General features: G+C 65.9%; 18 protein-coding genes. 10 read left to right on the top strand and 8 right to left on the bottom strand.

Features of this window, described 5'->3' with window-relative positions:
- Positions 1-5: 5 nt before the first annotated feature.
- Positions 6-1,811 (bottom strand): ABC transporter ATP-binding protein, encoded by a 1,806-nt coding sequence (locus tag BMY25_RS13930; protein ID WP_092497561.1) that lies wholly within the window; start codon positions 1,809-1,811, stop codon positions 6-8.
- Between the two features lie 212 nt (positions 1,812-2,023).
- Here BMY25_RS13930 and BMY25_RS13925 point away from each other — a divergent pair, with 212 nt between their 5' ends.
- Both BMY25_RS13925 and BMY25_RS13920 read left to right on the top strand, forming a co-directional pair.
- Entirely contained in the window at positions 2,024-3,280 is a 1,257-nt protein-coding gene (locus tag BMY25_RS13925) for a TIGR03862 family flavoprotein (RefSeq protein WP_092497559.1), read from the top strand.
- 200 nt (positions 3,281-3,480) lie between these two features.
- Positions 3,481-5,538 (top strand): M3 family metallopeptidase, encoded by a 2,058-nt coding sequence (locus BMY25_RS13920; protein WP_092497557.1) that lies wholly within the window; start codon positions 3,481-3,483, stop codon positions 5,536-5,538.
- Between the two features lie 49 nt (positions 5,539-5,587).
- Here the strand turns inward: BMY25_RS13920 and BMY25_RS13915 are convergent, their stop codons facing one another.
- Positions 5,588-6,505: a bestrophin family protein gene (locus BMY25_RS13915; RefSeq protein WP_092497555.1), complete on the bottom strand. Its 918-nt coding sequence runs from the start codon at positions 6,503-6,505 to the stop codon at positions 5,588-5,590.
- Between the two features lie 186 nt (positions 6,506-6,691).
- Between BMY25_RS13915 and BMY25_RS21200 the strand changes: the two genes are divergently transcribed.
- Positions 6,692-7,339, top strand: coding sequence for a BA14K family protein (locus BMY25_RS21200; RefSeq protein ID WP_092497553.1), 648 nt, complete (start codon positions 6,692-6,694; stop codon positions 7,337-7,339).
- Here the strand turns inward: BMY25_RS21200 and uraD are convergent.
- The gene (gene uraD, locus BMY25_RS13905) at positions 7,336-7,824 is read right to left on the bottom strand and encodes a 2-oxo-4-hydroxy-4-carboxy-5-ureidoimidazoline decarboxylase (protein ID WP_092497551.1); all 489 of its coding nucleotides are present in this window, start codon (positions 7,822-7,824) and stop codon (positions 7,336-7,338) included. The two genes, BMY25_RS21200 and uraD, sit on opposite strands and share 4 nt — an antisense overlap.
- Positions 7,825-7,988: 164 nt before the next feature.
- On the opposite strand from uraD, the gene uraH reads away from it, so the two are divergent.
- The 7 genes from uraH to BMY25_RS13870 all read left to right on the top strand — a co-directional run bounded on the left by uraH (position 7,989) and on the right by BMY25_RS13870 (position 15,270).
- Positions 7,989-8,336: a hydroxyisourate hydrolase gene (gene uraH, locus BMY25_RS13900; protein ID WP_092497549.1), complete on the top strand. Its 348-nt coding sequence runs from the start codon at positions 7,989-7,991 to the stop codon at positions 8,334-8,336.
- Positions 8,336-9,808 (top strand): xanthine dehydrogenase small subunit, encoded by a 1,473-nt coding sequence (xdhA, locus tag BMY25_RS13895; RefSeq protein WP_092497547.1) that lies wholly within the window; start codon positions 8,336-8,338, stop codon positions 9,806-9,808. The genes uraH and xdhA overlap by 1 nt, the downstream gene beginning before the upstream one ends.
- Entirely contained in the window at positions 9,801-12,194 is a 2,394-nt protein-coding gene (gene xdhB / locus BMY25_RS13890; RefSeq protein ID WP_092497545.1) for a xanthine dehydrogenase molybdopterin binding subunit, read from the top strand. Before xdhA ends, xdhB begins: the two co-directional genes overlap by 8 nt.
- Positions 12,194-13,192: a xanthine dehydrogenase accessory protein XdhC gene (gene xdhC / locus BMY25_RS13885; protein WP_092497543.1), complete on the top strand. Its 999-nt coding sequence runs from the start codon at positions 12,194-12,196 to the stop codon at positions 13,190-13,192. Before xdhB ends, xdhC begins: the two co-directional genes overlap by 1 nt.
- On the top strand, positions 13,182-13,661 hold the full coding sequence (locus tag BMY25_RS13880) for a nucleoside deaminase (protein ID WP_092497541.1): 480 nt from the start codon (positions 13,182-13,184) through the stop codon (positions 13,659-13,661). The genes xdhC and BMY25_RS13880 overlap by 11 nt, the downstream gene beginning before the upstream one ends.
- A 9-nt stretch (positions 13,662-13,670) precedes the next feature.
- Positions 13,671-14,894, top strand: coding sequence for a urate hydroxylase PuuD (locus BMY25_RS13875; RefSeq protein WP_092497539.1), 1,224 nt, complete (start codon positions 13,671-13,673; stop codon positions 14,892-14,894).
- A gap of 88 nt (positions 14,895-14,982) precedes the next feature.
- Positions 14,983-15,270, top strand: coding sequence for a DUF1467 family protein (locus tag BMY25_RS13870; RefSeq protein WP_092497537.1), 288 nt, complete (start codon positions 14,983-14,985; stop codon positions 15,268-15,270).
- 49 nt (positions 15,271-15,319) lie between these two features.
- On the opposite strand, the gene BMY25_RS13865 is transcribed toward BMY25_RS13870, so the two are convergent.
- From BMY25_RS13865 to BMY25_RS13845, 5 genes are all read right to left on the bottom strand, one after another.
- Entirely contained in the window at positions 15,320-16,480 is a 1,161-nt protein-coding gene (locus BMY25_RS13865) for a Gfo/Idh/MocA family protein (RefSeq protein ID WP_092497535.1), read from the bottom strand.
- Between the two features lie 10 nt (positions 16,481-16,490).
- Positions 16,491-17,546, bottom strand: a complete 1,056-nt coding sequence (locus BMY25_RS13860; protein ID WP_092497533.1) for a sugar phosphate isomerase/epimerase family protein — start codon at positions 17,544-17,546, stop codon at positions 16,491-16,493.
- Positions 17,547-17,633: 87 nt separating this feature from the next.
- A complete protein-coding gene (locus BMY25_RS13855; RefSeq protein WP_092497531.1) occupies positions 17,634-18,590 on the bottom strand; it encodes an ABC transporter substrate-binding protein in 957 nt (318 codons plus the stop codon).
- Between the two features lie 44 nt (positions 18,591-18,634).
- Complete coding sequence (locus BMY25_RS13850; protein ID WP_092497529.1) at positions 18,635-19,651, bottom strand: ABC transporter permease; 1,017 nt, start codon at positions 19,649-19,651, stop codon at positions 18,635-18,637.
- Positions 19,635-21,152 (bottom strand): sugar ABC transporter ATP-binding protein, encoded by a 1,518-nt coding sequence (locus BMY25_RS13845; protein ID WP_092497527.1) that lies wholly within the window; start codon positions 21,150-21,152, stop codon positions 19,635-19,637. The genes BMY25_RS13850 and BMY25_RS13845 overlap by 17 nt, the downstream gene beginning before the upstream one ends.
- Positions 21,153-21,171: the final 19 nt, after the last annotated feature.

Here is a 21,171-nt window from a genome sequence, read left to right as displayed (position 1 = left end):
AGTGCTCAGGCGACCTGCAAACCGGCTGCCAGATCCATCGCCTGGCGCTCGAAAAGGCTGCGATAGATCCCCCTTTCCCGGGCGACGAGCTCGCCATGGGTGCCTTCCTCCATGATGCGGCCGCGGTCGAAAACGAGGATGCGGTCGAGCGTTCGCACGGTGGAAAGCCGGTGGGCGATGACGATGGTGGTGCGTCCCTGCATCAGCCGCTCCATCGCTTCCTGGATCAGCGCCTCCGACACCGAATCGAGGCTTGCCGTGGCTTCGTCGAGGATCAGGATCGGCGCATCCGCCAGAAAGGCGCGGGCGAGCGCCACCCGCTGGCGTTCTCCCCCGGAAAGCTTGATGCCGCGCTCGCCCACCAGCGTGCCGTAGCCTTTGGGCAGCCGCAGGATGAAGTCGTGCGCGTTGGCCAGCCGTGCCGCGTGTTCGATCTCGCCCTGTGAGGCGTCCGGCCGGCCATAGGCGATATTCTCCGCCAGGCTGCGGTGAAACAGGATCGGCTCCTGCTGCACGATGGCGATCTGCTGGCGCAGGGAAGCCTGCGTGACGTCTGCGATATCCTGTCCGTCGATCAGGATACGGCCACCGCTCAGGTCGTAGAGCCGCTGGATCAGCTTGACGAAGGTAGTCTTGCCGGAGCCGGAATGGCCGACCAGCCCGACGCGCTCGCCCGGCCTGATCGCAACGTCGAGATCGCTGTAGAGCGGCGTCTCGTGCTTTCCGTAATGAAAGTTCACGTGGTCGAAGACGATGCCGCCGGCAGCGATGCGGATCGGCCGGGCGCCCGGCGCGTCGGCCACGCCAAGGGGATCGGCGTGGAAGGCGACGAGTTCCTCCATGTCGTTCACCGAGCGCTGGAGGTTACGGACCTGCAGGCCGATGTCGCGCAGGTAACCCTGGATCAGGAAGAAGGTGGTCAGCACGTAGGCGATGTCGCCGGGGCTGGCGCGATCTTGCCACCAGAGCCAAAGCACCAGCCCTATCACCGCAACGCGCAGCACGAGCAGGACAAGGGTCTGCAGCGTGCTGTTGGAGGTGCCGCGCATCCAGCTGCGATAGGTTCGGCCGCGCCATTTGCCCAGGAGGCTGGCGAGCCGGGCGTCCTCGCGCCACTCCGCGCCGAAGCCCTTCACCACGGAGATGCAACTGACCGCATCGGCCAGCAGGCCGCCAAGCCGCGTATCCCAGATATTGGCGAGACGCGCGGAGGGCGCGACATAGAGGATGGAGAGCGAGACCGTAAGCGCGATGTAGCCGATGCTGCCGAGCGCCACGAGCAGGCCCATGACCGGCCAGTGCCAGCCGAGAAGCAGGGTGGAGCCGAGGAGAACGACCAGCGAAGGCAACAGCGACAGCAGCAGCGTGTCGTCCATGAGGTCGAGCGCCCACATGCCGCGCGTGATCTTTCGCACGGTCGAACCCGCGAAATTGTTGGCGTGCCAGTCGGTGGAAAAGCGCTGGATGCGCCAGAACGCATCCTGCCCGACCCGCGTCATGATGCGCAGCGTCATCTCCGAAATGCCGGCGAAGCCGACGTAGCGCAGGCCCGCCATCAGCACGCCGAGGCCGACCATCGCGCCCAGCGCCCAAAGCGCCTTGTGGAGGCCGGCCGCCTTGTCCGCGCCGTCCAGCGCGACGGCATCCACGATCCGCCCGGCGAAGACCGGCATGAAGACGTCCGCAAGCGTGGATAGCAGCATGGCGGAGGCGACCAGCGCGACCAGCGGGGCCTGGCGGCGCCAGTGACGGAAAGTGAAAGTGAGGACGGATCGGAAACTCTCCGCCCCGCCGCGCGATGCCGCTGCCATGTCGATCCTGTTTGCCGAAGCAGGTTGGCGCCGCGGCCGATCCGGGGAGCGGCGGGCGCCGGGAAGCAGGGACCGCGGAGCCGTCACTGCGTGAATGCCTGAAAGGTAGGCAAGGACGCGGCGCACGGCAAGTCGAAGAGGGCTTCCCGACACCGTTGGCGCGAGGGCCAGACAGAGCTTGCCCCCGATGACGATCCAGCCGAAAAGCAGTCATGATAGAGACTGCAACAAGGGCGACCGACGCCGAAATCGTTGTCATCGGGGCGGGACCGGCAGGGCTCGCGGCGGCCGAGGTGCTGAGCGCCGCCGGTGCGCGCGTGACCGTCCACGACCGCATGCCCACGGCGGGACGCAAGCTGCTGATGGCCGGGCGCGGCGGGCTGAACCTCACGCATTCCGAGCCGCTGGACCGTTTCCTCGGGCGCTACGGCGCGGCGCGGGAGAGGCTCGATCCAACGATCCACCGCTTTTCCCCGGACGCCCTGCGCGCGTGGGCGGAGGCGCTGGGGCAGGAAACCTTTGTCGGCACCAGCGGGCGGGTGTTTCCGCGCGCGCTGAAGGCATCGCCGCTGCTGCGCGCGTGGCTTTCCCGTCTGTCGGCAGCGGGCGTGAGCTTCCGTTTCCGCTCGGAATGGCAGGGCTGGGATGACACCGGCGCGCTTCGTTTTGCCGGGACCGACGGGCCGGTGGAAACGGTCCGGCCGGCCGCCGCGTTGCTGGCGCTCGGCGGCGCGAGCTGGCCGAAGCTTGGCTCGAATGCGGCCTGGGTGCCTGACCTTGGCGAGCGTGGCGTGGAGGTGACGCCGTTCCGGTCTGCCAATTGCGGCTTCGATATCGTCTGGAGCGAGATCTTTCGCGATCGTTTCGCCGGTGAGCCTCTGAAAGGCATTGCCGCGAGCTTCGGCGGGCAGGCGGCGCGCGGGGAGGCGGTGGTGACCGCCTATGGCATCGAGGGGGGCGTGGTCTACGCGCTGTCCTCAGCCCTGCGTGACGCGGTGGAAGCGAATGGCGAGGCCGTGCTGCACATCGATCTCCGGCCGGACATGCCGGCGGACGCACTGGCCGAGCGCCTTGCCCGAACGCCGGAAAGCCAATCGCTCGCCAATCGTCTGAGGAAGGCGCTGCGGCTGTCGCCGCTCGCCGCAAATCTGCTGCGCGAAACCGCTGGTGCGGCCCTGCCGCGCGATCCTGCTTCGCTGGCCGCATTGATCAAGGCCGTGCCGCTGCGGCTTGTCGGGGTGCAGCCGCTTGCGCGTGCCATTTCCAGCGCCGGTGGGGTCCGGTGGAGCGAGGTGGACGCGGATTTCATGCTGCGCAAAGTGCCCGGCACCTTCGTGGCCGGCGAAATGCTGGATTGGGAAGCGCCGACCGGCGGCTATCTCCTGCAGGCGAGCTTCGCGTCCGGCGTGGCGGCGGCGGAAGGCACGCTGCGCTGGCTGGGGGAGGAGCGGTCGAAGCGGAGCGACTAAGGTGTAAGTAGGGTTGCTGCCGGGCACCAAGATCCGACGATTGAGCCTCACTGCTTGTTTCGCGCCGGCCCGCTGCATCTCCGGGCCTTCACTTGCGCTCCCGGCGCTCCCGGCGGGGGCGCCTTCGCCACGCCGCGATGCTGCCCTAAGATCACTGCAACGTTTCCGTCCGATTCCATTCAAGCGAAGGCCCGAGCGACATGAGCAATCCGCTTCTTCAGACATGGTCGACCCCGTTCGACATCCCGCCCTTCGACCAGATCCTGCCCGAGCACTTCCGTCCCGCCTTCGACAACGGCATGCAGGAGCAGCGGGCCGAGGTGCTGGCGATCGCTGCCTCGGCCGAGCCGCCGACCTTCGCCAACACCGTGGAAGCACTGGAGCGCAGCGGCCGCACCCTGCACCGCGTGTCGCGCGTCTTCTTCAATCTGACGGGCTCCAATACGTCGGACGAACTGGAAGCGATCGAACTTGAAGTCGCGCCGGTCCTGACGCGGCACGGCAACGAGATATACCTGAACCAGGATCTCTTCGCTCGTGTCCGGCAATTGGCGGAAGCGGAAGCCGGCCTTGGGCTCAACCCCGAGCAAAGCCGGCTCCTGCAACGCTTCCACCGGATCTTCGTGCGCTCCGGAGCGGCGCTGGACGAGGCCTCGCGCCAGCGGATGACGGAGATCACGGAGCGCCTCTCCGTACTCGGCACGAAGTTTGGCCAGAATGTTCTGGCGGACGAGAAGTCCTATGCGCTGGTGCTGCAAGGCGAGGCGGACTTGCAGGGCCTTCCGGCTTCACTGGTCGCCGCGGCGGCGCAGGCGGCGACGGACCGGGATCTTCCGGGCAAGCACGTCATCACGCTGTCGCGCTCCAGCATCGTGCCGTTCCTGCAATTCTCCAGTCGCCGCGACCTCCGCGAGACGGCATTCAAGGCCTGGATCGCGCGCGGCGAGAACGCGGGCGCGACGGACAATCGCGCGCTGATCGCCGAGATGGTCGCGCTCCGCGCCGAGCGGGCGAAGCTCCTGGGCTTCCCGACCTTCGCGCATTTCCGGCTGGACGATTCCATGGCGAAGACGCCGGAAGCCGCGATGAATCTCCTGAATTCCGTCTGGCAGCCGGCACAGGCCCGCGCCCTTCGCGAGGCGGAGGCGCTGCAGGCGTTGATCGGCGCCGAGGGCGGCAATTTCGAGCTGGAGCCCTGGGACTGGCGCTATTACGCCGAGCAGCGGCGCAAGGCCGAGTTCGACCTCGATGACGCCGAGATCAAGCCGTATCTCCAGCTCGACCGCATGATCGAAGCGGCCTTCGACACCGCGCGCCGGCTCTTCGGCGTCAGTTTCGCCGAGCGCCGCGACCTGCCGGTCTACCATCCCGACGTTCGCGTATGGGACGTGACGGGCAGGGACGGCCGCCATGTCGGGTTGTTCCTCGGCGACTATTTCGCCCGGTCCTCCAAGCATAGCGGCGCCTGGATGAGCGCCTTCCGAGGCCAGCAGAAGCTGGAGGGCGAGATCCGGCCGATCATCGTCAACGTGATGAATTTCTCCAAGGCCAGCGGCGGCGAGCCGACGCTGCTGAGCTTCGACGACGGACGGACGCTCTTCCACGAATTCGGCCACGCGCTGCACGGGCTTCTTTCCGACGTGACCTATCCGACGCTCGCCGGCACCAGCGTCTCGCGCGATTTCGTCGAATTCCCCTCGCAGCTCTACGAGCACTGGCTGGAGCAGCCGGAGGTGCTGCGCCAGTTCGCCCTGCATCACCGGACGGGCGAGCCGATGCCGGAGGCCTTGCTGCAGAAGCTGATGGCAGCCCGGACCTTTAATCAGGGCTTCTCCACGGTGGAATACGTCTCTTCCGCAATGGTCGATCTTGAGTTCCACCTGCTGGCCGACGCGAACGGCGTGGATGCGACCGAGTTCGAGCGGGAAACCCTGAAGCGGATGGGCATGCCCCGCGCGATCACCATGCGACACCGGCCGACGCACTTCACGCACATCTTCTCCGGCGGTTATTCGGCGGCCTATTATTCCTACCTCTGGTCGGAAGTGCTGGACGCCGACGGTTTCAACGCCTTCGAGGAAGCCGGAAACATCTTCGATCCGGAAACCGCGAAGAGGCTCTACAGCTTCGTCTATTCCGCCGGCGACCTGCGCGATCCCGAGGATGCCTACGAGGCCTTTCGAGGCCGGCAGGCGCTGCCGGATGCGCTGCTCCGCCAGCGGGGGCTGGTGGAGATCACCGCCGCCGGCGCGGCCTGAGCGGACCCACCGGACGCTGCCACCCGGGTTTGCCTCGGGCGGCGGCGGCTCACATCAGGCAGTGATCCACGGGCTGCGGCATGGCGGGAAGATCCGTCTCGCCCAATGCATCGCGAAGATCGATCTCGATGCGCGTCGAGATCGTGTGAAGCGGCAGGTCGTTTGCCAGAAGACCGAACGGCTCCTCGATTTCGTCGCCCAGCGCGTCCAGCCCGAAGAAGGTGTAGGAGATCAGCCCCACCACGAAGACGGTCGCGTATCTCGTGACGTCCACCAGGCCGAAGGGCAGCGCCAGGCAGTAGAGATACGCGGTGCGATGCAGGAGGAGGGTGTAGGCGAAGGGCAGGGGCGTAAAGCGAATGCGTTCGCAGCCGCCCTGGATCGCCGTCATCTGGCTGATCGCTTCTTCCATCTGCGCGATCATCATGGGATCGATGCGCCCGGCGCGAGCGGCGGCCGAGAGGTCCCGGCTCAGCACGCGGAGGATCGCCTCGGGCCGGTTGGCGGAGGCGGCGACCACTTCGTTGTCCGCGATGTCCAGGAAGCGGTGGCTTTCATCGTCGGACGTGCCACGGAGGTGATGCTTCAGGGCGTAGGTGAAGGCGATGATCCGGCGGACGGAGCGCCGTCCGAGATCGGGGTCCCCGTCCGCGCGGAGATGGTTCAGGATCAGCCGTCCGAGCACGCGGGCCTGGATCAGCAGCGCGCCCCAGAGCTTGCGGCCTTCCCACCAGCGGTCGTAGCTGGCGCTGTTCCGGAAGCCGAGAAAGATGGCCAGCGCCAGCCCGATCAGGCTAAAGGGGATGGGCGTGAGCGTGAACGATTTGTCGAAGGGTGTGCCGCGCAGCCAGGCGACGGCGAGCGCCAGCAGCATGGTGGAAAGGAGCTGCCACTTTATGCGGGGCAGAATGGAACCGCGCATGAGAAAGAGCAGCTGAAAGGCGGAAGGTCTGTCGCGGACGATCATGGAACGGTGTCTTGCCTGGAGGTGCGACGCGTTCTACGGCCTGCGGCTAGGCTTGTCGCGTGAAGAGAGCGCCACATTTCGGCGCAGATGGCACTTATGGTGGCAGTTGTCGGACGGCGGAGTGAGGAAAGTGATTCAGTGACACGGCTTGGAAAATTTGCAGCTGCCCTTTCTGTGACCCTCCTGATGGTCTCGGGCGTTCTCGCGCCTGTGACGCCCGCTCTTGCCGACCAGCGCGACGACTTTATGCAGCTTTATTACAACGGCAAGTCGCCCGATCAGGATTACGACCGCTGGCGCCAGCGCAAGAACTGGACCGACCAGGACTATGCCGACTGGTACCGCCGCCACTTCAAGGGCGATGTCGGAGTGGCCGGGCTTTTCGGCGTGCAGATCGATGCCGACGGCGACGTGTTGCCGGCAGGAGCCGCACCGCAGATGCAGGCGGCCCAGCCGGCACCGGCCGATGACGCCGGCGCGCAGCCGCAGATGCAATCCGAGTCCCAACCCCAGTCCCAGCCCCAGCCCCAGCCCCAGCAGACCTTTACGACCCGGCGGGCTCCCGCGCCGCAGTCCGGCGGCTTTGCCCAGCAGCCCGATGGTGGCCCGGTGCCGGAAGCGCAGTTCGGGCAGGATGACGGCTCTGCACAACAGCCGCCGCAGGGCTTCTCGCGATACGACGACGCCCGGCCCGTGCCGGAAGCAGGGGGCGAGCCGGGCGCTGGGGGAGATGCCGACTGGGCAGCGCGCTGCGCCGCCAAGTACAAGTCCTTCGACCCGGCCACCGGCAACTACCGCGCCTATACCGGCGAATATCGGCGCTGCGAGCTTTAGCCCTCCATCGCCTGCAGCCTGAGGCGGGCGATGCGATCGATCTGCCTCAGCGCCTCCCGGAATTCCTCGGCGGGATCGTTGCGGATGCGTTCTTCGAACGCGTCGAGGATCTGATGCCGGTCGCGGCCGGCGACGGCGAGGATGAAGGGAAAGCCGAACTTCGTCTTGTAGCCGTCGTTTAGCCCCTGGAAGCGGCGGAACTCGTCGGGCGTGCACTGGTCGAGCCCGGCGCCGGCCTGTTCCGACTTCGATGACGTCGTGAGATCCCCGGCGATCGCGGCGCGACCGGCGAGATCCGGATGGGCGCGGATCAGCCGCAGCTTCGCTTCGTCATCCGCTCCGGCCAGCACTGTGCCCATGGCCTCGGCCAGACCGTCGGCCGAATCCTCCCGCCCGGAAAGTCCCCGATCGTAGACGGCTTCCGCGATCCAGGCGGAATGTTCGTAGATATCGGCGAAGCGGGCGACGAACGCGTCCCTCTCCATCTCACTCGGTCTCGGGTTCAGCAAAGCGGTCCTCGTTCATCTCTGACGCACCCTCCCGGCATGACGCATCTTCCCCTTGCCGCAAGGCGCAAGACAGGAATAATGGATCGGTTTGCAAAAAGAAAAGGCGTGGTCTGCCGTTTAGCGGGCCGCCGGGGAAGAAGATGGGTCGGCTTACTACTCACGTTCTCGACACCGCCCGCGGTCGCCCCGCCGGCAACCTTTCCATCCGGCTTTATAGACTTGGCGACGACACGCCGCTGAAACGCGCGGTCACCAATGCCGATGGGCGCTGCGAACAGCCTCTGCTGGAGGGCGACGCGATGGTGGCTGGTGTCTACGAGCTGCGTTTCGATGCTGGCACGTATTTTGATGGGCTGGGCCTGTCCCTGCCGGAACCCAAGTTCCTGGAGGTCGTGACCATCCGCTTCGGCATCTCCGATACCGGCGCGCATTATCACGTCCCCCTGTTGCTTTCGCCCTTCGGCTATTCGACCTATCGGGGGAGCTGATGTCGGATGCGATCCGTTTTCTGCTTGGCGATCGGGAGCGCGTTCTCCGCGATGTGCCGCCGACGCTGACCGTGCTGGAATATCTGCGCCGCCACGAGCGCCGGACCGGCACCAAGGAAGGCTGCGCGGAAGGCGATTGCGGCGCCTGCACGGTGGTGCTGCAGGAGCCGGACGGGCAGGGCGGCCTGCGTCGCCGCGCCGTGAATTCCTGCATCCAGTTCGTGGCCGTGCTCGACGGCCGGCAGTTGCTCACCGTGGAAGACCTGAAGGCCGCCGACGGGACGCTGCATCCGGTGCAGCAGGCGATCGTCGATCGGCATGGCTCGCAATGCGGCTTCTGCACGCCGGGCTTCGTCATGCAGCTCTATTCCGGCTGGCTCGGCCAGGACTATTCCGAACGGCCGGAGGTGAAGAACTGGATCGCCGGCAATCTTTGCCGCTGCACAGGTTATGGGCCGATCATCGATGCCGGTCTGGCGGCCCTTGATGCTGAGCGGCCGGGAACGGCGGAAACGACGGCGCTCGCCGAAAGGCTGGAAGCGCTTGGCCACGGCGAAATGCTGCATCTCGCGCATGACGGACCGCATGGCCGGCAGGAATGGTTCGCGCCCCGCAGCGTCGACGAACTGGCCGCGATCTACCTCGCCCATCCCGACGCCGTGCTGGTCGCGGGCGCGACCGATGTCGGCCTTTGGGTCACCAAGCAGCATCGCCATCTGGCCACGCTGATCGACGTGACGCGCATTCCCGAATTAGCGGCGCTCAGGGATACCGGCAATGAACTGGCGATCGGCGCCGGCGTCACGCACAGCGCCGCAATGGAGGCGCTCTCCGCCCTCCATCCCGATCTCGGCAAGCTGCTCACCCGCTTTGCCGCCGTGCAGATCCGCAATGCCGGCACGGTGGGCGGCAACATCGCCAACGGGTCGCCGATCGGCGATCTGCCCCCGGCGCTGATCGCGCTGGATGCCCGGCTGCAACTCCGCAAGGGCCGCGAGCAACGCGAGATCGCGCTGGAAAATTTCTTCGTCGCCTATGGCAATCAGGATCGTGCGCCCGGAGAGTTCGTGGAAAGCGTCACGGTGCCGAAGCTCCGGCCGAATACGCGCTTTGCCTGCTACAAGCTTTCCAAGCGTTTCGATTCCGATATTTCCGCCGTGATGGCCGCGTTCAGCGTGACCGTCGAGGCCGGTCGCATCGCTTCGGCAAGGCTGGCCTTCGGTGGCATGGCGGCGACGCCGAAACGTGCCAAGGCGGCGGAGACGGCGCTGATGGGCAGTGCCTTCGGCCTCGAAGCGTTCGAGGCGGCCGCCGTGGCGCTGGCCGAGGATTTTCAGCCGCTGACGGACATGCGAGCGAGCGCCCAATACCGCCTGCTCGCCGCACAGAACCTGCTGCGTCGCTTCGCGCTGGAGAACGCTCCGGCCGGAAGGCCCGTTGCCACGCGCGTGCTGGAGATCGCCCATGGATGAGACCGTCATCCAGGACCGCGGCATCTCCGCCACCTTCAGCCGCGTTCCCCATTCCGAGCCGCCGCACGACGGCGCCATCAAGGGCGGCGTCGCCCGGTCGGTGAAGCATGACAGCGCCCCCCGGCATGTGGCGGGCGAGGCAATCTATACCGATGATATCCCCGAGTTGCCGGGCACGCTGCACCTGCATCTCGCGATGAGCGCGCATGCCCATGCCGCGATCCTGTCGATGGATCTGGATGCCGTGCGGCAGGCGGCGGGCGTGGTCCGCGTCCTCACCCTGGACGACATTCCGGGCAAGAACGACTACAGCCCGTTCTTCGGCGACGATCCGATCTTCCCCGAAGGTCTCGTTCAGTATGTCGGCCAGTGCCTCTTCGCGGTGGCGGCCGAGAGCCGGGAGGCGGCCTTCCAGGCAGCTCTTCTGGCCAAGATCGAATACGCGCCGCTGCCGGCCGTGCTGACGGTCGACGAGGCGCTTGCCGCCGATCTCGATCTGCTTCCCCGCCACGAAATGCGACTGGGCGATGCCGCTGCCGCGATCGATGCGGCGCCGCACCGGCTGGCCAACACGTTGCACATGGGCGGGCAGGACCACTTCTACCTTGAAGGCCAGATCGCCTACGCCATTCCGGGCGAGGGCGACGACATGTTCGTCTATTCCTCAACCCAGCATCCGAGCGAAGTGCAGCACAACGTCGCCAAGGCGCTGGGCATCGCCGATCACTCGGTAACGGTGGAAGTGCGGCGCATGGGCGGCGGCTTCGGCGGCAAGGAAAGCCAGCCGGCGCTGATGGCGAACGTCGCAGCACTGGCCGCGCGCCTCACCGGCCGTCCGGCCAAGCTGCGCCTCGACCGTGACGACGACATGGTGATGACGGGCAAGCGGCACGATTTCCGCATCGACTATGCTGTCGGCTTCGACGGGGACGGCCGCATTCTCGGGGCCGAGTTCGATCAGGCGGCGCGCTGCGGCTATTCCGCCGACCTTTCCGGCGGCATCACCGATCGGGCCATGTTCCACGCCGACAATGCCTACGACCTGCAGGCGGCGCGCGTCACCTCGCGGCGCATGAAGACGCATACGGTATCGAACACGGCCTTTCGCGGTTTCGGTGGCCCGCAGGGCCTGTTGGCGACCGAGCGGATGATGGACGAGATCGCCTTCGGGCTCGGCCTCGACCCCTTCGACGTGCGCCGCGCCAACTACTACCCGGCCGAAGGCGGCAAGGTGACGCCCTACCACATGGAGGTCACCGACAGCGTCATCCTGGAGATGATGGACGAACTGGCGGAGAGCTCCGACTATCGGGCGCGCCGCCGCGCCATCCGCGCCTTCAACGCGACCAGCCCGATCCTGAAGAAGGGGATCGGCGTTACGCCGCTGAAATTCGGCATTTCCTTCACGACGACGCACCTCAATCAGGCGGGCGCGCTGGTGCATGTCTACAAGGACGGCTCCGTTCACCTGAACCACGGCGGCACGGAGATGGGGCAGGGGCTCTTCATCAAGGTGGCGCAGGTGGTCGCCGAGGAATTCCAGATCGACCTCGACCGCGTGAAGATCACGGCGACGACGACCGCCAAGGTGCCGAACACCTCAGCGACCGCCGCTTCCTCGGGCACGGACCTCAACGGCATGGCCGCGAAGAACGCGGCCGGCGCCATCAAGCAACGACTGATCGCCTTCGCCGCCGCGAAATACAGCGTGCCGGAGGAGCAGGTGGTCTTCCTGCCCAATCGCGTTCGCGTCGGCAACGAGGAGATCGCCTTTCCGGACCTGGTGCAGGAGGCCTATCTCAACCAGGTTTCGCTGTCGGCCGCCGGGTTCTACGCGACGCCCGGCATCCATTACGATCGCGAGACGGCGAGCGGCCGGCCCTTTTTCTATTTCGCCTATGGCGCCGCGATCAGCGAGGTCGTGATCGACACACTGACCGGCGAGAACCGGCTCGTCCGCGCCGATATCCTCCACGATGTCGGCCGCTCGTTGAACCCCGCGATCGATCTCGGGCAAATCGAGGGTGGCTTCATCCAGGGGCTCGGCTGGCTGACGACCGAGGAGCTCTGGTGGGACAAAAGCGGGCGGCTGCGTACCCACGCGCCGTCCACCTACAAGATCCCCACCGCGAATGACCGACCGGACGATCTCCGCATCGAACTGTGGGACAAGGGCTACAACAAGGTCGACTCCATCTACCGGTCCAAGGCTGTCGGCGAGCCGCCGCTGATGCTGGCGATTTCCGCATTCTCGGCGCTGACCGATGCCGTCGCGGCGGCTGGCGGCTACCGCGTCTTCCCGCACCTCGATGCGCCGGCCACGCCGGAGCGTATCCTGATGGCGGTTGAGGACGTGAAGACGCGCGTCCGCGCGCTTGAAAGCTGATGCGCTTCTGGCTCGCCCCCTTGCTGGCCTGCCTGGAACGCGGGCAACCCGCGACGCTGGTCCACGTGGCGGGTCTCAGCGGCTCCGGCCCGCGTGAAGTGGGCGCGCAGATGCTGGTCACCGAGCACGCCGTCGAGGGCACGGTCGGCGGGGGCGAGCTCGAGGTCGAGGCGATCCGGCTGGCGCGTCATCTCCTGCCCGGCGCCGCCGCCGCGTTCCGGCGCTGGGCGCTCGGCCCCGATCTCGATCAGTGCTGCGGCGGGGCGATGACGCTGGTCTTCGAGCCCTTCGCGGTGGCCGATCTTGCATGGGTGCGAAAGCTGTCCGTCATGGCGGCCGAACCGTTGCCGCTGCTCCGCCACGTCGAGGTTTCCGCCACCGGCGGAATGCGCCGCGACTGGGAAGTGGTTGGCGGGACACCGGATGCATTTGCCGCGAAGGTCGGACCCGACGGAATTCGCCTCGCCGAGCACATGAACGAGGCGGTTCAGCCGGTCTGGATCTATGGCGCGGGCCATGTCGGTCGCGCTCTGGTCCGCGCACTCGAACCACTGGACTTCGCGATCACCTGGATCGACAGCCGCCCCGACGCATTCGCCGATGTGGCGACGGGAGCCGGGGCGGAAACCGCGCGGGCACTGTCCCTTGCCATGCCTGAACTCGCGGTGGAGGAAGCGCCGGACGACGCCTTCCACCTCGTCATGACGCACAGCCATTCGCTGGACGAACTCATCTGCGAGGCGGTGTTGCGGCGCGGCGAGTTCGGCTATCTCGGCTTGATCGGTTCGGACAGCAAGCGAGCCCGCTTTCGCAAGCATCTGGCGGAACACGGGCTTTCCGCCAGCCGTTTCGACCGGATGATCTGCCCGATCGGTGTTCCAGGCATCCGCTCCAAGGAGCCTGCCATCATCGCGGCCTCCGTTGCCGCCGATCTTCTCATCAGGCGGGAGGCATTCCCCGCCCTTCGCCAGCAAAAGGTTTCAGGGCATGACGGCTGACCGCCGCGACGATTTCATGAGGCGGGCGATCGAGCTCTCCGCCGAGCATATGCGCGGAGGCTCCGGTGGGCCGTTCGGGGCTGTGGTCGTGCGTGACGGCGAGATCATCGCCGAGGGCTGGAACTGCGTGACCTCGGCGAACGATCCGACGGCGCATGCGGAAGTGACGGCGATCCGTCGCGCCTGCGAGGCGACGCAGTCCTTCTCGCTGGAGGGAAGCGAGATCTATACGAGCTGCGAACCCTGCCCGATGTGCCTCTCGGCGATCTACTGGGCGCGGATCGACCGCATCTATTTCGCCAACAGCCGGGCGGACGCCGCAGCCATAGGCTTCGACGATTCCCTGATCTACGACGAAATTCCCAAGGCGCTCGACAAGCGTCTCGTGCCTATCATCAAGCTCGACCTGCCGGAAGCGGAAGCCGTTTTCTCCGAGTGGCAGTCGAAGCCCGACAAGATCCGTTACTGAGGACTCTCGATGCTTGCCGTTTTTCTCGAGTGGTTGAACGCCATTCTGCGCTGGGCGCATATCATGGTCGGCTTCGGCTGGATCGGGACATCGTTCTATTTCATCTGGCTGGACTACAGCCTGCGCCGCAAGGCCGGCATGTCGGAGCAACTGGCCGGCGAGAGCTGGTCGGTGCATGGCGGCGGTTTCTACCGCGTGGAGAAGTACAAGGTCGCGCCGGAGCATCTTCCGGAGGAGCTGCACTGGTTCAAGTACGAGGCCTACTTCACCTTCGTGACTGGCTTCCTGCTGCTCGCGGTCATCTACTATTTCGGCGCGCACGCCTTCCTGATCGACCGCAACAAGGTCGATCTGACCAGCGCCGAGGCAATCGCGATCTCGGTGATTTCCCTGGCCGCGGGCTGGCTGATCTACAATACGCTGGTCCGTCTGCTGAGCACCCGGACCGTGCCGCTCGCCATCGCGGTCTTTATCCTGATCGCGATAGCGGCGTTCTTCTATCATGCGATCTTCACGGACCGTGCCGCCTTCCTGCATCTCGGCGCCTTCATCGGCACGATCATGGCGGCCAGCGTCTTCATGGTGATCATCCCGAACCAGCGGAAGGTCGTGGCCTCGCTGATGAAGGGCGAGACGCCGGATCCTCGCCTCGGCATGCAGGCGAAGCAGCGCTCGCTGCACAACAACTACCTGACGCTGCCGGTCATCTTCATGATGATCTCCAACCATTATCCCGTGATCTTCGGCCATCCCTGGGCGCCGTTCCTGGCGCTGGGCATCGTCATCGCGGGCGGGCTGGTCCGGCATTATTTCAATATGGTCGACGCCGGTAAGGTCGACTGGAAGGCCAAGGCCGCCATCCCCGCCTCGATCCTGCTGATTATCGTGCTGGCGGTCGTCTCCTACTATCGGCCGGACCGGACCAACGTGGCCGGCAAGGACCAGTCAGGTGCTGCCGCGGCGGCCCAGGGTGTCGCCTTCGCCGATGTGCAGCATGTCGTGCAGACGCGCTGCGTGGTCTGCCATTCCGCCACGCCGAGCAGCCAGGACTTCACCGAGGCACCCAAGGGCCTGATGTTCGACACGCCCCAGGAAATGAAGCTTCATGCACAGGAGATGAAGCAGCAGGCCGTCCTCTCCGACAATATGCCGCTCGGAAACATGACGAACATGACGCCGGACGAGCGTAAGCTGCTCGGTGCGTGGATCGATCAGGGGGCCAAGATTCCCTGATGGGATGGGTGATCTCCGGACGCGTCTTCGATCGCTCCGGGGCTCCAGTCCCGAGGGAGACGCCGGCAGGCAAGTCCGGGAGCCTTGAATGAGACCGTTCGTTATCTGCGCCGTTTATTTCGTGCTGTGGTGGCTGTCGCTTTTCGTCACCCTGCCGTTCGGCATCCGGACCCAGGAGGAAATGGGCGAGGTCACGCTCGGCACGGAGCGTGGTGCGCCCCATGCGACCTTCCTGCTCCGCAAGGTGATCGCGACTACGTTGATCTCGGGCGTTCTGATGGCGATTATCTATGTCGCGATCTCGGTCTACCACCTGACGCTGGAAGACGTGACGCCTTGCCTGCGCTGCTGGTCGGATCCCAGCCTTCCGCGATGAAAAGGGGCCGCGCGGGCCCCTTTTGTTTTTCCGCGATGCGCCTCGCGCCCTAAAGCTTGACCCAGCCCGCGTTCCGGCCGCTGGAGCGCACACAGGCTTCGATGAAGGCGACACCTCGAACGCCGTCCTCCACCGTGGGATAGATCACGTCCGGATCGGGCGCCTCGTTGTTCCTGGCCGCCACGATCGCCCGCGCCGCCTCGCTGTAGATGTTGGCGAAGCCTTCCAGATAGCCTTCGGGATGGCCGGAAGGGATGCGGGACATGCGGCCCGCTTCCGGCCCGGCGCCGGCGCCGTTGCGGGTGATCATCCTCTTCGGCTCGCCATGCGGGGTGAACCAGAGGACGTTCGGGTGCTCCTGGTCCCATTCCAGTCCGCCCTTGGTGCCGTAGACCCGGAGCGTCAGCGCGTTCTCGTTGCCGACCGCGACCTGGCTTGCCCAGAGCATGCCTTTCGCGCCGCTCGCATAGCGCAGCAGCACGGCCACGTTGTCGTCGAGCTTGCGACCTTCCACGAACGTGGTGAGATCGGCGGCGAGGCTCTCCGCCTGCATGCCGGTGACGAAGCAGGCGAGGTTGTAGGCGTGCGTGCCGATGTCGCCGACGCAGCCGCCGGCGCCCGATCGGGCAGGGTCCGTCCGCCAGTCGGCCTGCTTGTTGTGCACCTCCTGCGAGAGCCAGTCCTGCACATATTCCGCCTGCACCAGCCTGAGCTCACCGAGTTCGCCATCGGCGATCATGGCCCGGGCCTGCCGGATCATGGGGTAGCCGGTGTAATTATGGGTAAGCGCGAAGACCTTGCCTGATTGCTCCACGAGCGCGGCCAGCCGCTTCGCATCGCGCAGCGTCGTCGTCAGCGGCTTGTCGCAGATGACATGGATGCCGCGTTTCAGGAAAGCCTGCGCGACGGGGAAGTGCATGTGGTTCGGCGTGACGATCGCCACCGCCTCGATACCGTCCTTCAGCCGCGCTTCCCGCCGCGCCATTTCCTCGTAGGAGCCGTAGCAGCGGTTCTCCGCCAGCCCGAGTTCCAGGCCCGAGGCTTTCGCGCGCTCCGGGTCGGATGAGAGCGCACCGGCAACAAGCGTATAGCGGTCGTCGAGCCGGGCGGCGATGCGGTGCACCGCGCCGATGAAGGCACCCTGTCCGCCACCCACCATGCCCAGCCGGATGCGCCCTTCATGGGTTTCGCTGCGTCCTTCGATTGCCATTCCGTCCCCCTCAGGAAATTCCCAGCATGCGCTTGTTGGCGGCCTCGTCCGTTCCGCCTGCGGCGAAATCGTCGAATGCGTGTTCCGTCACCCGGATGATGTGTGCGTCGATGAAGGGTGCGCCTTCCGCCGCTCCGTCCTCCGGGTGCTTCAGGGCGCATTCCCATTCCAGAACCGCCCAGGAATCGTAATCGTAGGCGGCGAGCTTGGAGAAGATGGCGCCGAAATCGACTTGTCCGTCGCCCAGCGAGCGGAAGCGGCCGGCCCGTTTCACCCAGGGCTGATAGCCGGAATAGACGCCCTGCCGCCCGGTCGGGTTGAACTCCGCGTCCTTTGCGTGAAACGCCTTGATGCGCTGGTGGTAGATGTCGATGAACTCGATGTAGTCGAGCTGTTGCAGGATGAAGTGCGAGGGATCGTAGTTGATGCAGCAGCGCGGATGATCGTTCAGCTCTTCAAGGAACATCTCGAAGGTCGCGCCGTCGAAAATATCCTCGCCGGGATGAATTTCATAACACACATCGCAGCCGGCCTCGTCGAAGCGGTCGAGGATCGGCTTCCATCGCCGCGCCAGTTCCCCAAAGGCGGTCTCCACCAGTCCTGCGGGCCGCTGCGGCCAGGGATAGACGAAGGGCCAGGCAAGCGCGCCGGGAAAGGTGACATGGCTCCTGAAGCCGAAATGCTGCGACGCCTTCGCCGCCTTCATCATCTGGTCGACGGCCCATTCCTGCCTCGCCTTCGGATTTCCGCGCACTTCCGGCGCGGCGAAGCCGTCGAAAGCCTCGTCGAAAGCGGGATGAACGGCAACGAGCTGGCCCTGGAGATGGGTGGAGAGATCGGTGATCTCGACGCCCGCCTCGCGGCAGATGCCGGTGATCTCGTCGCAATAATCCTTTGAGTCGGCCGCCTTGGCCAAGTCGATAAGCCGGGCGTCCCAGGTCGGGATCTGCACGCCCCTGTAGCCCAGCGAGGCCGCCCATTGGGCAATCGACTTCAGCGAATTGAACGGAGCCTGATCGCCGGCGAACTGGGCGAGGAAAATCCCGGGGCCTTTCATCGTCTTCATGAGAACTGTCCTGAGCTGGTTCTGGAGCGTAAACGTTTTCGGTCGACGGGGGACTCCCGCCGCAAAGCGGCGGGAGCAGTTCGCTGCCTAGAACGGCGAGTCCGGGTGGTAGAAGACCTGCGCGTTCTCCGGCGTGATCAGCGGCGAGCGCAAAATGAAGCGGCCCTGCACGGGGATGCCGGCCTCGAACTTCAGCGCGGTGAGTTCGATCGCGGTGGCGATCATGCCGGGATCGTAGGCGACGTCGGCCGGGACCAGCGTGTCCTTGTCCATGACGCGCTTGATCATCTGCTTCATGCCGGCGCCCCCGACGATCCACATGTCCTTGTCGCGCTTGGCCTGCCGGATCGCCTCGATTGCGCCGAGCGCCGTATCGTCGTCCTGCGCCCACACGGCGTCGATCTTGGGGAAGCGGGACAGGAAGTCCTGCATCACCTTGAAGCCGTCGTCCCGGTTCCAGTTGGCGTACTGGATGCCGAGCACCTTGACGTTCGTGCCCTTGATCGCGTCCTGGAAGGCATCGACGCGCTCATTGTCGATCGGCAGCGGCATGCCGCGCAGGATGACGATGTTGCCGCCGTTCGGCAGCTTGCTCTTGAAATATTCGCCTGCGACCCGGCCGAAATTCGGATTGTCGCCGGCGACGTAGAGATCCTCGATCCCCTCCTGCGAGAGCTTGCGGTCTACCACCGTCACGAACTTGCCGGCGTCCTTCACCCGCTTGATCGGCCCGGTCAGCGGATCGGATTCCGTCGGCAGGATGACAAGGGCGTCGATGTTGCGGGTGGCGACCATATCCTCAAGGTCTGATGCCTGCTTGCCGGGATCGCCGGCGGTCGCGAGCACGAACTTCAGATTGGGATAGGTCTTCTGCAGCCGGGCCACGGCCTGTTGGGCGAAATAGTCGATGCCGCCCGTCCAGCCGTGATCGGCCGCCGGCACCGATACGCCGATCGTGATTGTCTTGCCCTGAGCGAACGCCGCGCCGGACATTGCCGTCGAGGCGCCGAGCACCCCCGCGGCCAACAGATGCTTCCACTTCATGTCTTCCTCCCCTTCGAGTTCCGGTTGATCCGGTTTTCTCGTGTTCAGCGTTCTCCCTTCCGGCTCCTCTGCAGGAGCACGGCGAGAATGATGATGACGCCCTGAAACGCCCCGTTGAGATAGGGGCTGACCACGTCCGTCAGGTTCAGGATGTTGTCGATGAGGCTGAGGATGACGACGCCGATAACCGTGCCCCAGACGCGGCCGTAGCCGCCCTTCAGGGTCGTGCCGCCAATGATGACGGCGGCGATCGCCTCCAGTTCCCAGAGAACGCCGGTCGCACTGGAAGCCGATCCCAGGCGCGGCACGTAGAGCAGTGTCGCCACGCCGACGAGCGCACCCTGCAGCACGTAGGTGAGGAGGCGGACGTTATCGACGTGGATCGCCGAGTAGCGTGCCACCTGTTCGTTGGAGCCGATGGCCGAGCAATGCCGTCCGAAGGCGGTCCGGCGCATGACGACCTCGCCGATGATCGCGACCAGCGCGAAGACGATGATGGGCCAGGTGATGCCGGCGACGCCGCCGTAATAAACCGGGCGGTAGATGTCGCCGACCTCGAAGTTCAGCGAGATCGTGCCGCCGTTGGCAAGCCACGTCACCAGCGCGCGGAAAATGCCCATGGTGCCGAGCGTGACGATGAAGGCTTCGATCCTGCCGCGCGTGGTGAGAAGACCGTTCACCGCGCCTGAGATGAGGCCGAGCCCGAGCCCGACCGCCATGCCGACCAGCACCAGCGGCCAGCCCGCGCCCATGCCCGCCAGCAGGTAGTTGATCGCCAGGATCATCGAGCCCGCGATGAAAGCCGCCATGGAGCCCACGGAAAGATCGATGCCGCCGGTCGTGATGACGAAGGTCGCGCCCACCGCGATGATGCCGATGAAGGATGAGCGGGCCAGAACGTTGCTGATGTTGCCGGAACTCAGGAACTGGTCGTTCAGAAGGGCCCCGAGCACCACCAGCAGGATCAGCGCCAGAAGCGGCCCGAGCACGTGGAAGTTCACACCCGGTCGCCGTCTCGGCGGGGACGCGGAGGGGGCGGGGGCTTCAGTGCTGACGGTCATGGATCTCGCTTCCTTCCAGCCCCATGGCATGGCGGACGATCTGGTGCTCGGCGATGGCGTCGCCGGTGAGTTCGCCGGTGATCCGGCCGGAGCGCATGACCAGCACGCGGTGGCAGAGGCCGATCACCTCAGCCATTTCCGAGGAGATGACGATCACGCTCTTTCCCTCGGCCGCGAGTTTCTCGATGAAGCCGTAGATCTGCTGCTTGGTGCCGATGTCGATGCCGCGCGTCGGCTCGTCGACGATGACGATCTCCGGCTCCACCAGCATGGTCTTGGCGAGCAGAAGCTTCTGCTGGTTGCCGCCGGAAAGATTTCCGACCCGGACGTCGCGACGCCGCGCGCGGATGTCGAAGCGGGCGATGGCGTCGTCCAGCGCGCGCTCCTCGGCCCGCTTATTGATGAAGATGTTGGAGAAACGGTCGAGACCGAGCAGGGTCAGGTTCGGCCGCATCGTCTTGTCGAGGAGCAGTCCGCGTCCCTTGCGGTCTTCCGTCAGATAGGCGAGCCCCAACTTCGCCGCCTGACCGGGGGAATGGATACGCACCGTCTGCCCGCGAAGACGAATCCAGCCCGTGGACGGCCGCAGGCCCATCAGCCCTTCCATCAGTTCCGTCCGGCCCGAGCCGACAAGACCGGCAAGGCCCAGAACCTCGCCCCGGCGAAGGGTGAAGCTCGCGCCCCGCACATGACCGGGCACGTCGAGCCCCCGCACCTCCAGCACGATCTCCGCCTCGGGGGAGGGCGCCTTGTCGGGAAACAGGTCGTTCAGGTCGCGGCCCACCATGGCGCGAGCCATGCCGTCCTCGTCGATAGCCGCCGTCGGCGTGGTCTGGACGATGCGTCCGTCGCGCAGCACCGTGACCCGGTCGGAGATCGCCTTGACCTCGTCCAGCTTGTGCGAAGTATAGAGGATCGCCACGCCCTGCGCCCTGAGCCGGGCGATCTGCCGGAACAGCGATTGCGATTCCCGCGCGGTGAGCACGGCCGTCGGCTCGTCCATGATCAGGACCCGTGCCCTGCGGGACAGCGCCTTGGCGATCTCCACCATCTGCTTGTCGGAAACGGAAAGGTCGGAGACGCGGGAGGCAGGGTCGATTCCGGTCTCCAGCTCGGCCAGAAGACGGTGCGCTTCGCGGCGCATGGCGCGCACGTCGAGGAAAGGGCCGCGCTTCAACTCCCGGCCCAAGAAGATGTTGGCCTCGACGGTGAGCTGGTCGGCGAGGTTCAGCTCCTGGTGGATCAGGACGATGCCGCGATCCTCGGCTTCCTCGGTGGAGGAGAACCGCATCGGCCCGCCGTCCAGCCGCAGCGTGCCGGCGCTCGGAGGCTGCGCGCCGGAAAGGATCTTCATCAGCGTGGATTTGCCCGCGCCGTTTTCCCCGATCAGCGCATGGACCTCGCCCGGCACCAGATCGAAATCGACGTCGAACAACACCTGAACGGGGCCGAAGGACCTCGACACCCGCTCGCTCGCCAGGAGGGCGGGTGCCCCGGTCATGGCGTTTCCTCCGTGTGAG

This window comes from Faunimonas pinastri (assembly GCF_900110915.1).
In the GTDB taxonomy this organism is placed as follows: Bacteria; Pseudomonadota; Alphaproteobacteria; order Rhizobiales; family Afifellaceae; genus Faunimonas; species Faunimonas pinastri.
Note: the sequence above shows the minus strand (reverse complement) of the source record. Positions and strands in the feature narration are given on the sequence as shown.

Coding starts and splice junctions, on each gene's coding strand:
- BMY25_RS13930 (WP_092497561.1), bottom strand. CDS start 1,811: ATGGCAGCGGCATCGCGCGGCGGGGCGGAGAGTTTCCGATCCGTCCTC.
- BMY25_RS13925 (WP_092497559.1), top strand. CDS start 2,024: ATGATAGAGACTGCAACAAGGGCGACCGACGCCGAAATCGTTGTCATC.
- BMY25_RS13920 (WP_092497557.1), top strand. CDS start 3,481: ATGAGCAATCCGCTTCTTCAGACATGGTCGACCCCGTTCGACATCCCG.
- BMY25_RS13915 (WP_092497555.1), bottom strand. CDS start 6,505: ATGATCGTCCGCGACAGACCTTCCGCCTTTCAGCTGCTCTTTCTCATG.
- BMY25_RS21200 (WP_092497553.1), top strand. CDS start 6,692: ATGGTCTCGGGCGTTCTCGCGCCTGTGACGCCCGCTCTTGCCGACCAG.
- uraD (WP_092497551.1), bottom strand. CDS start 7,824: ATGGAGAGGGACGCGTTCGTCGCCCGCTTCGCCGATATCTACGAACAT.
- uraH (WP_092497549.1), top strand. CDS start 7,989: ATGGGTCGGCTTACTACTCACGTTCTCGACACCGCCCGCGGTCGCCCC.
- xdhA (WP_092497547.1), top strand. CDS start 8,336: ATGTCGGATGCGATCCGTTTTCTGCTTGGCGATCGGGAGCGCGTTCTC.
- xdhB (WP_092497545.1), top strand. CDS start 9,801: ATGGATGAGACCGTCATCCAGGACCGCGGCATCTCCGCCACCTTCAGC.
- xdhC (WP_092497543.1), top strand. CDS start 12,194: ATGCGCTTCTGGCTCGCCCCCTTGCTGGCCTGCCTGGAACGCGGGCAA.
- BMY25_RS13880 (WP_092497541.1), top strand. CDS start 13,182: ATGACGGCTGACCGCCGCGACGATTTCATGAGGCGGGCGATCGAGCTC.
- BMY25_RS13875 (WP_092497539.1), top strand. CDS start 13,671: ATGCTTGCCGTTTTTCTCGAGTGGTTGAACGCCATTCTGCGCTGGGCG.
- BMY25_RS13870 (WP_092497537.1), top strand. CDS start 14,983: ATGAGACCGTTCGTTATCTGCGCCGTTTATTTCGTGCTGTGGTGGCTG.
- BMY25_RS13865 (WP_092497535.1), bottom strand. CDS start 16,480: ATGGCAATCGAAGGACGCAGCGAAACCCATGAAGGGCGCATCCGGCTG.
- BMY25_RS13860 (WP_092497533.1), bottom strand. CDS start 17,546: ATGAAGACGATGAAAGGCCCCGGGATTTTCCTCGCCCAGTTCGCCGGC.
- BMY25_RS13855 (WP_092497531.1), bottom strand. CDS start 18,590: ATGAAGTGGAAGCATCTGTTGGCCGCGGGGGTGCTCGGCGCCTCGACG.
- BMY25_RS13850 (WP_092497529.1), bottom strand. CDS start 19,651: ATGACCGTCAGCACTGAAGCCCCCGCCCCCTCCGCGTCCCCGCCGAGA.
- BMY25_RS13845 (WP_092497527.1), bottom strand. CDS start 21,152: ATGACCGGGGCACCCGCCCTCCTGGCGAGCGAGCGGGTGTCGAGGTCC.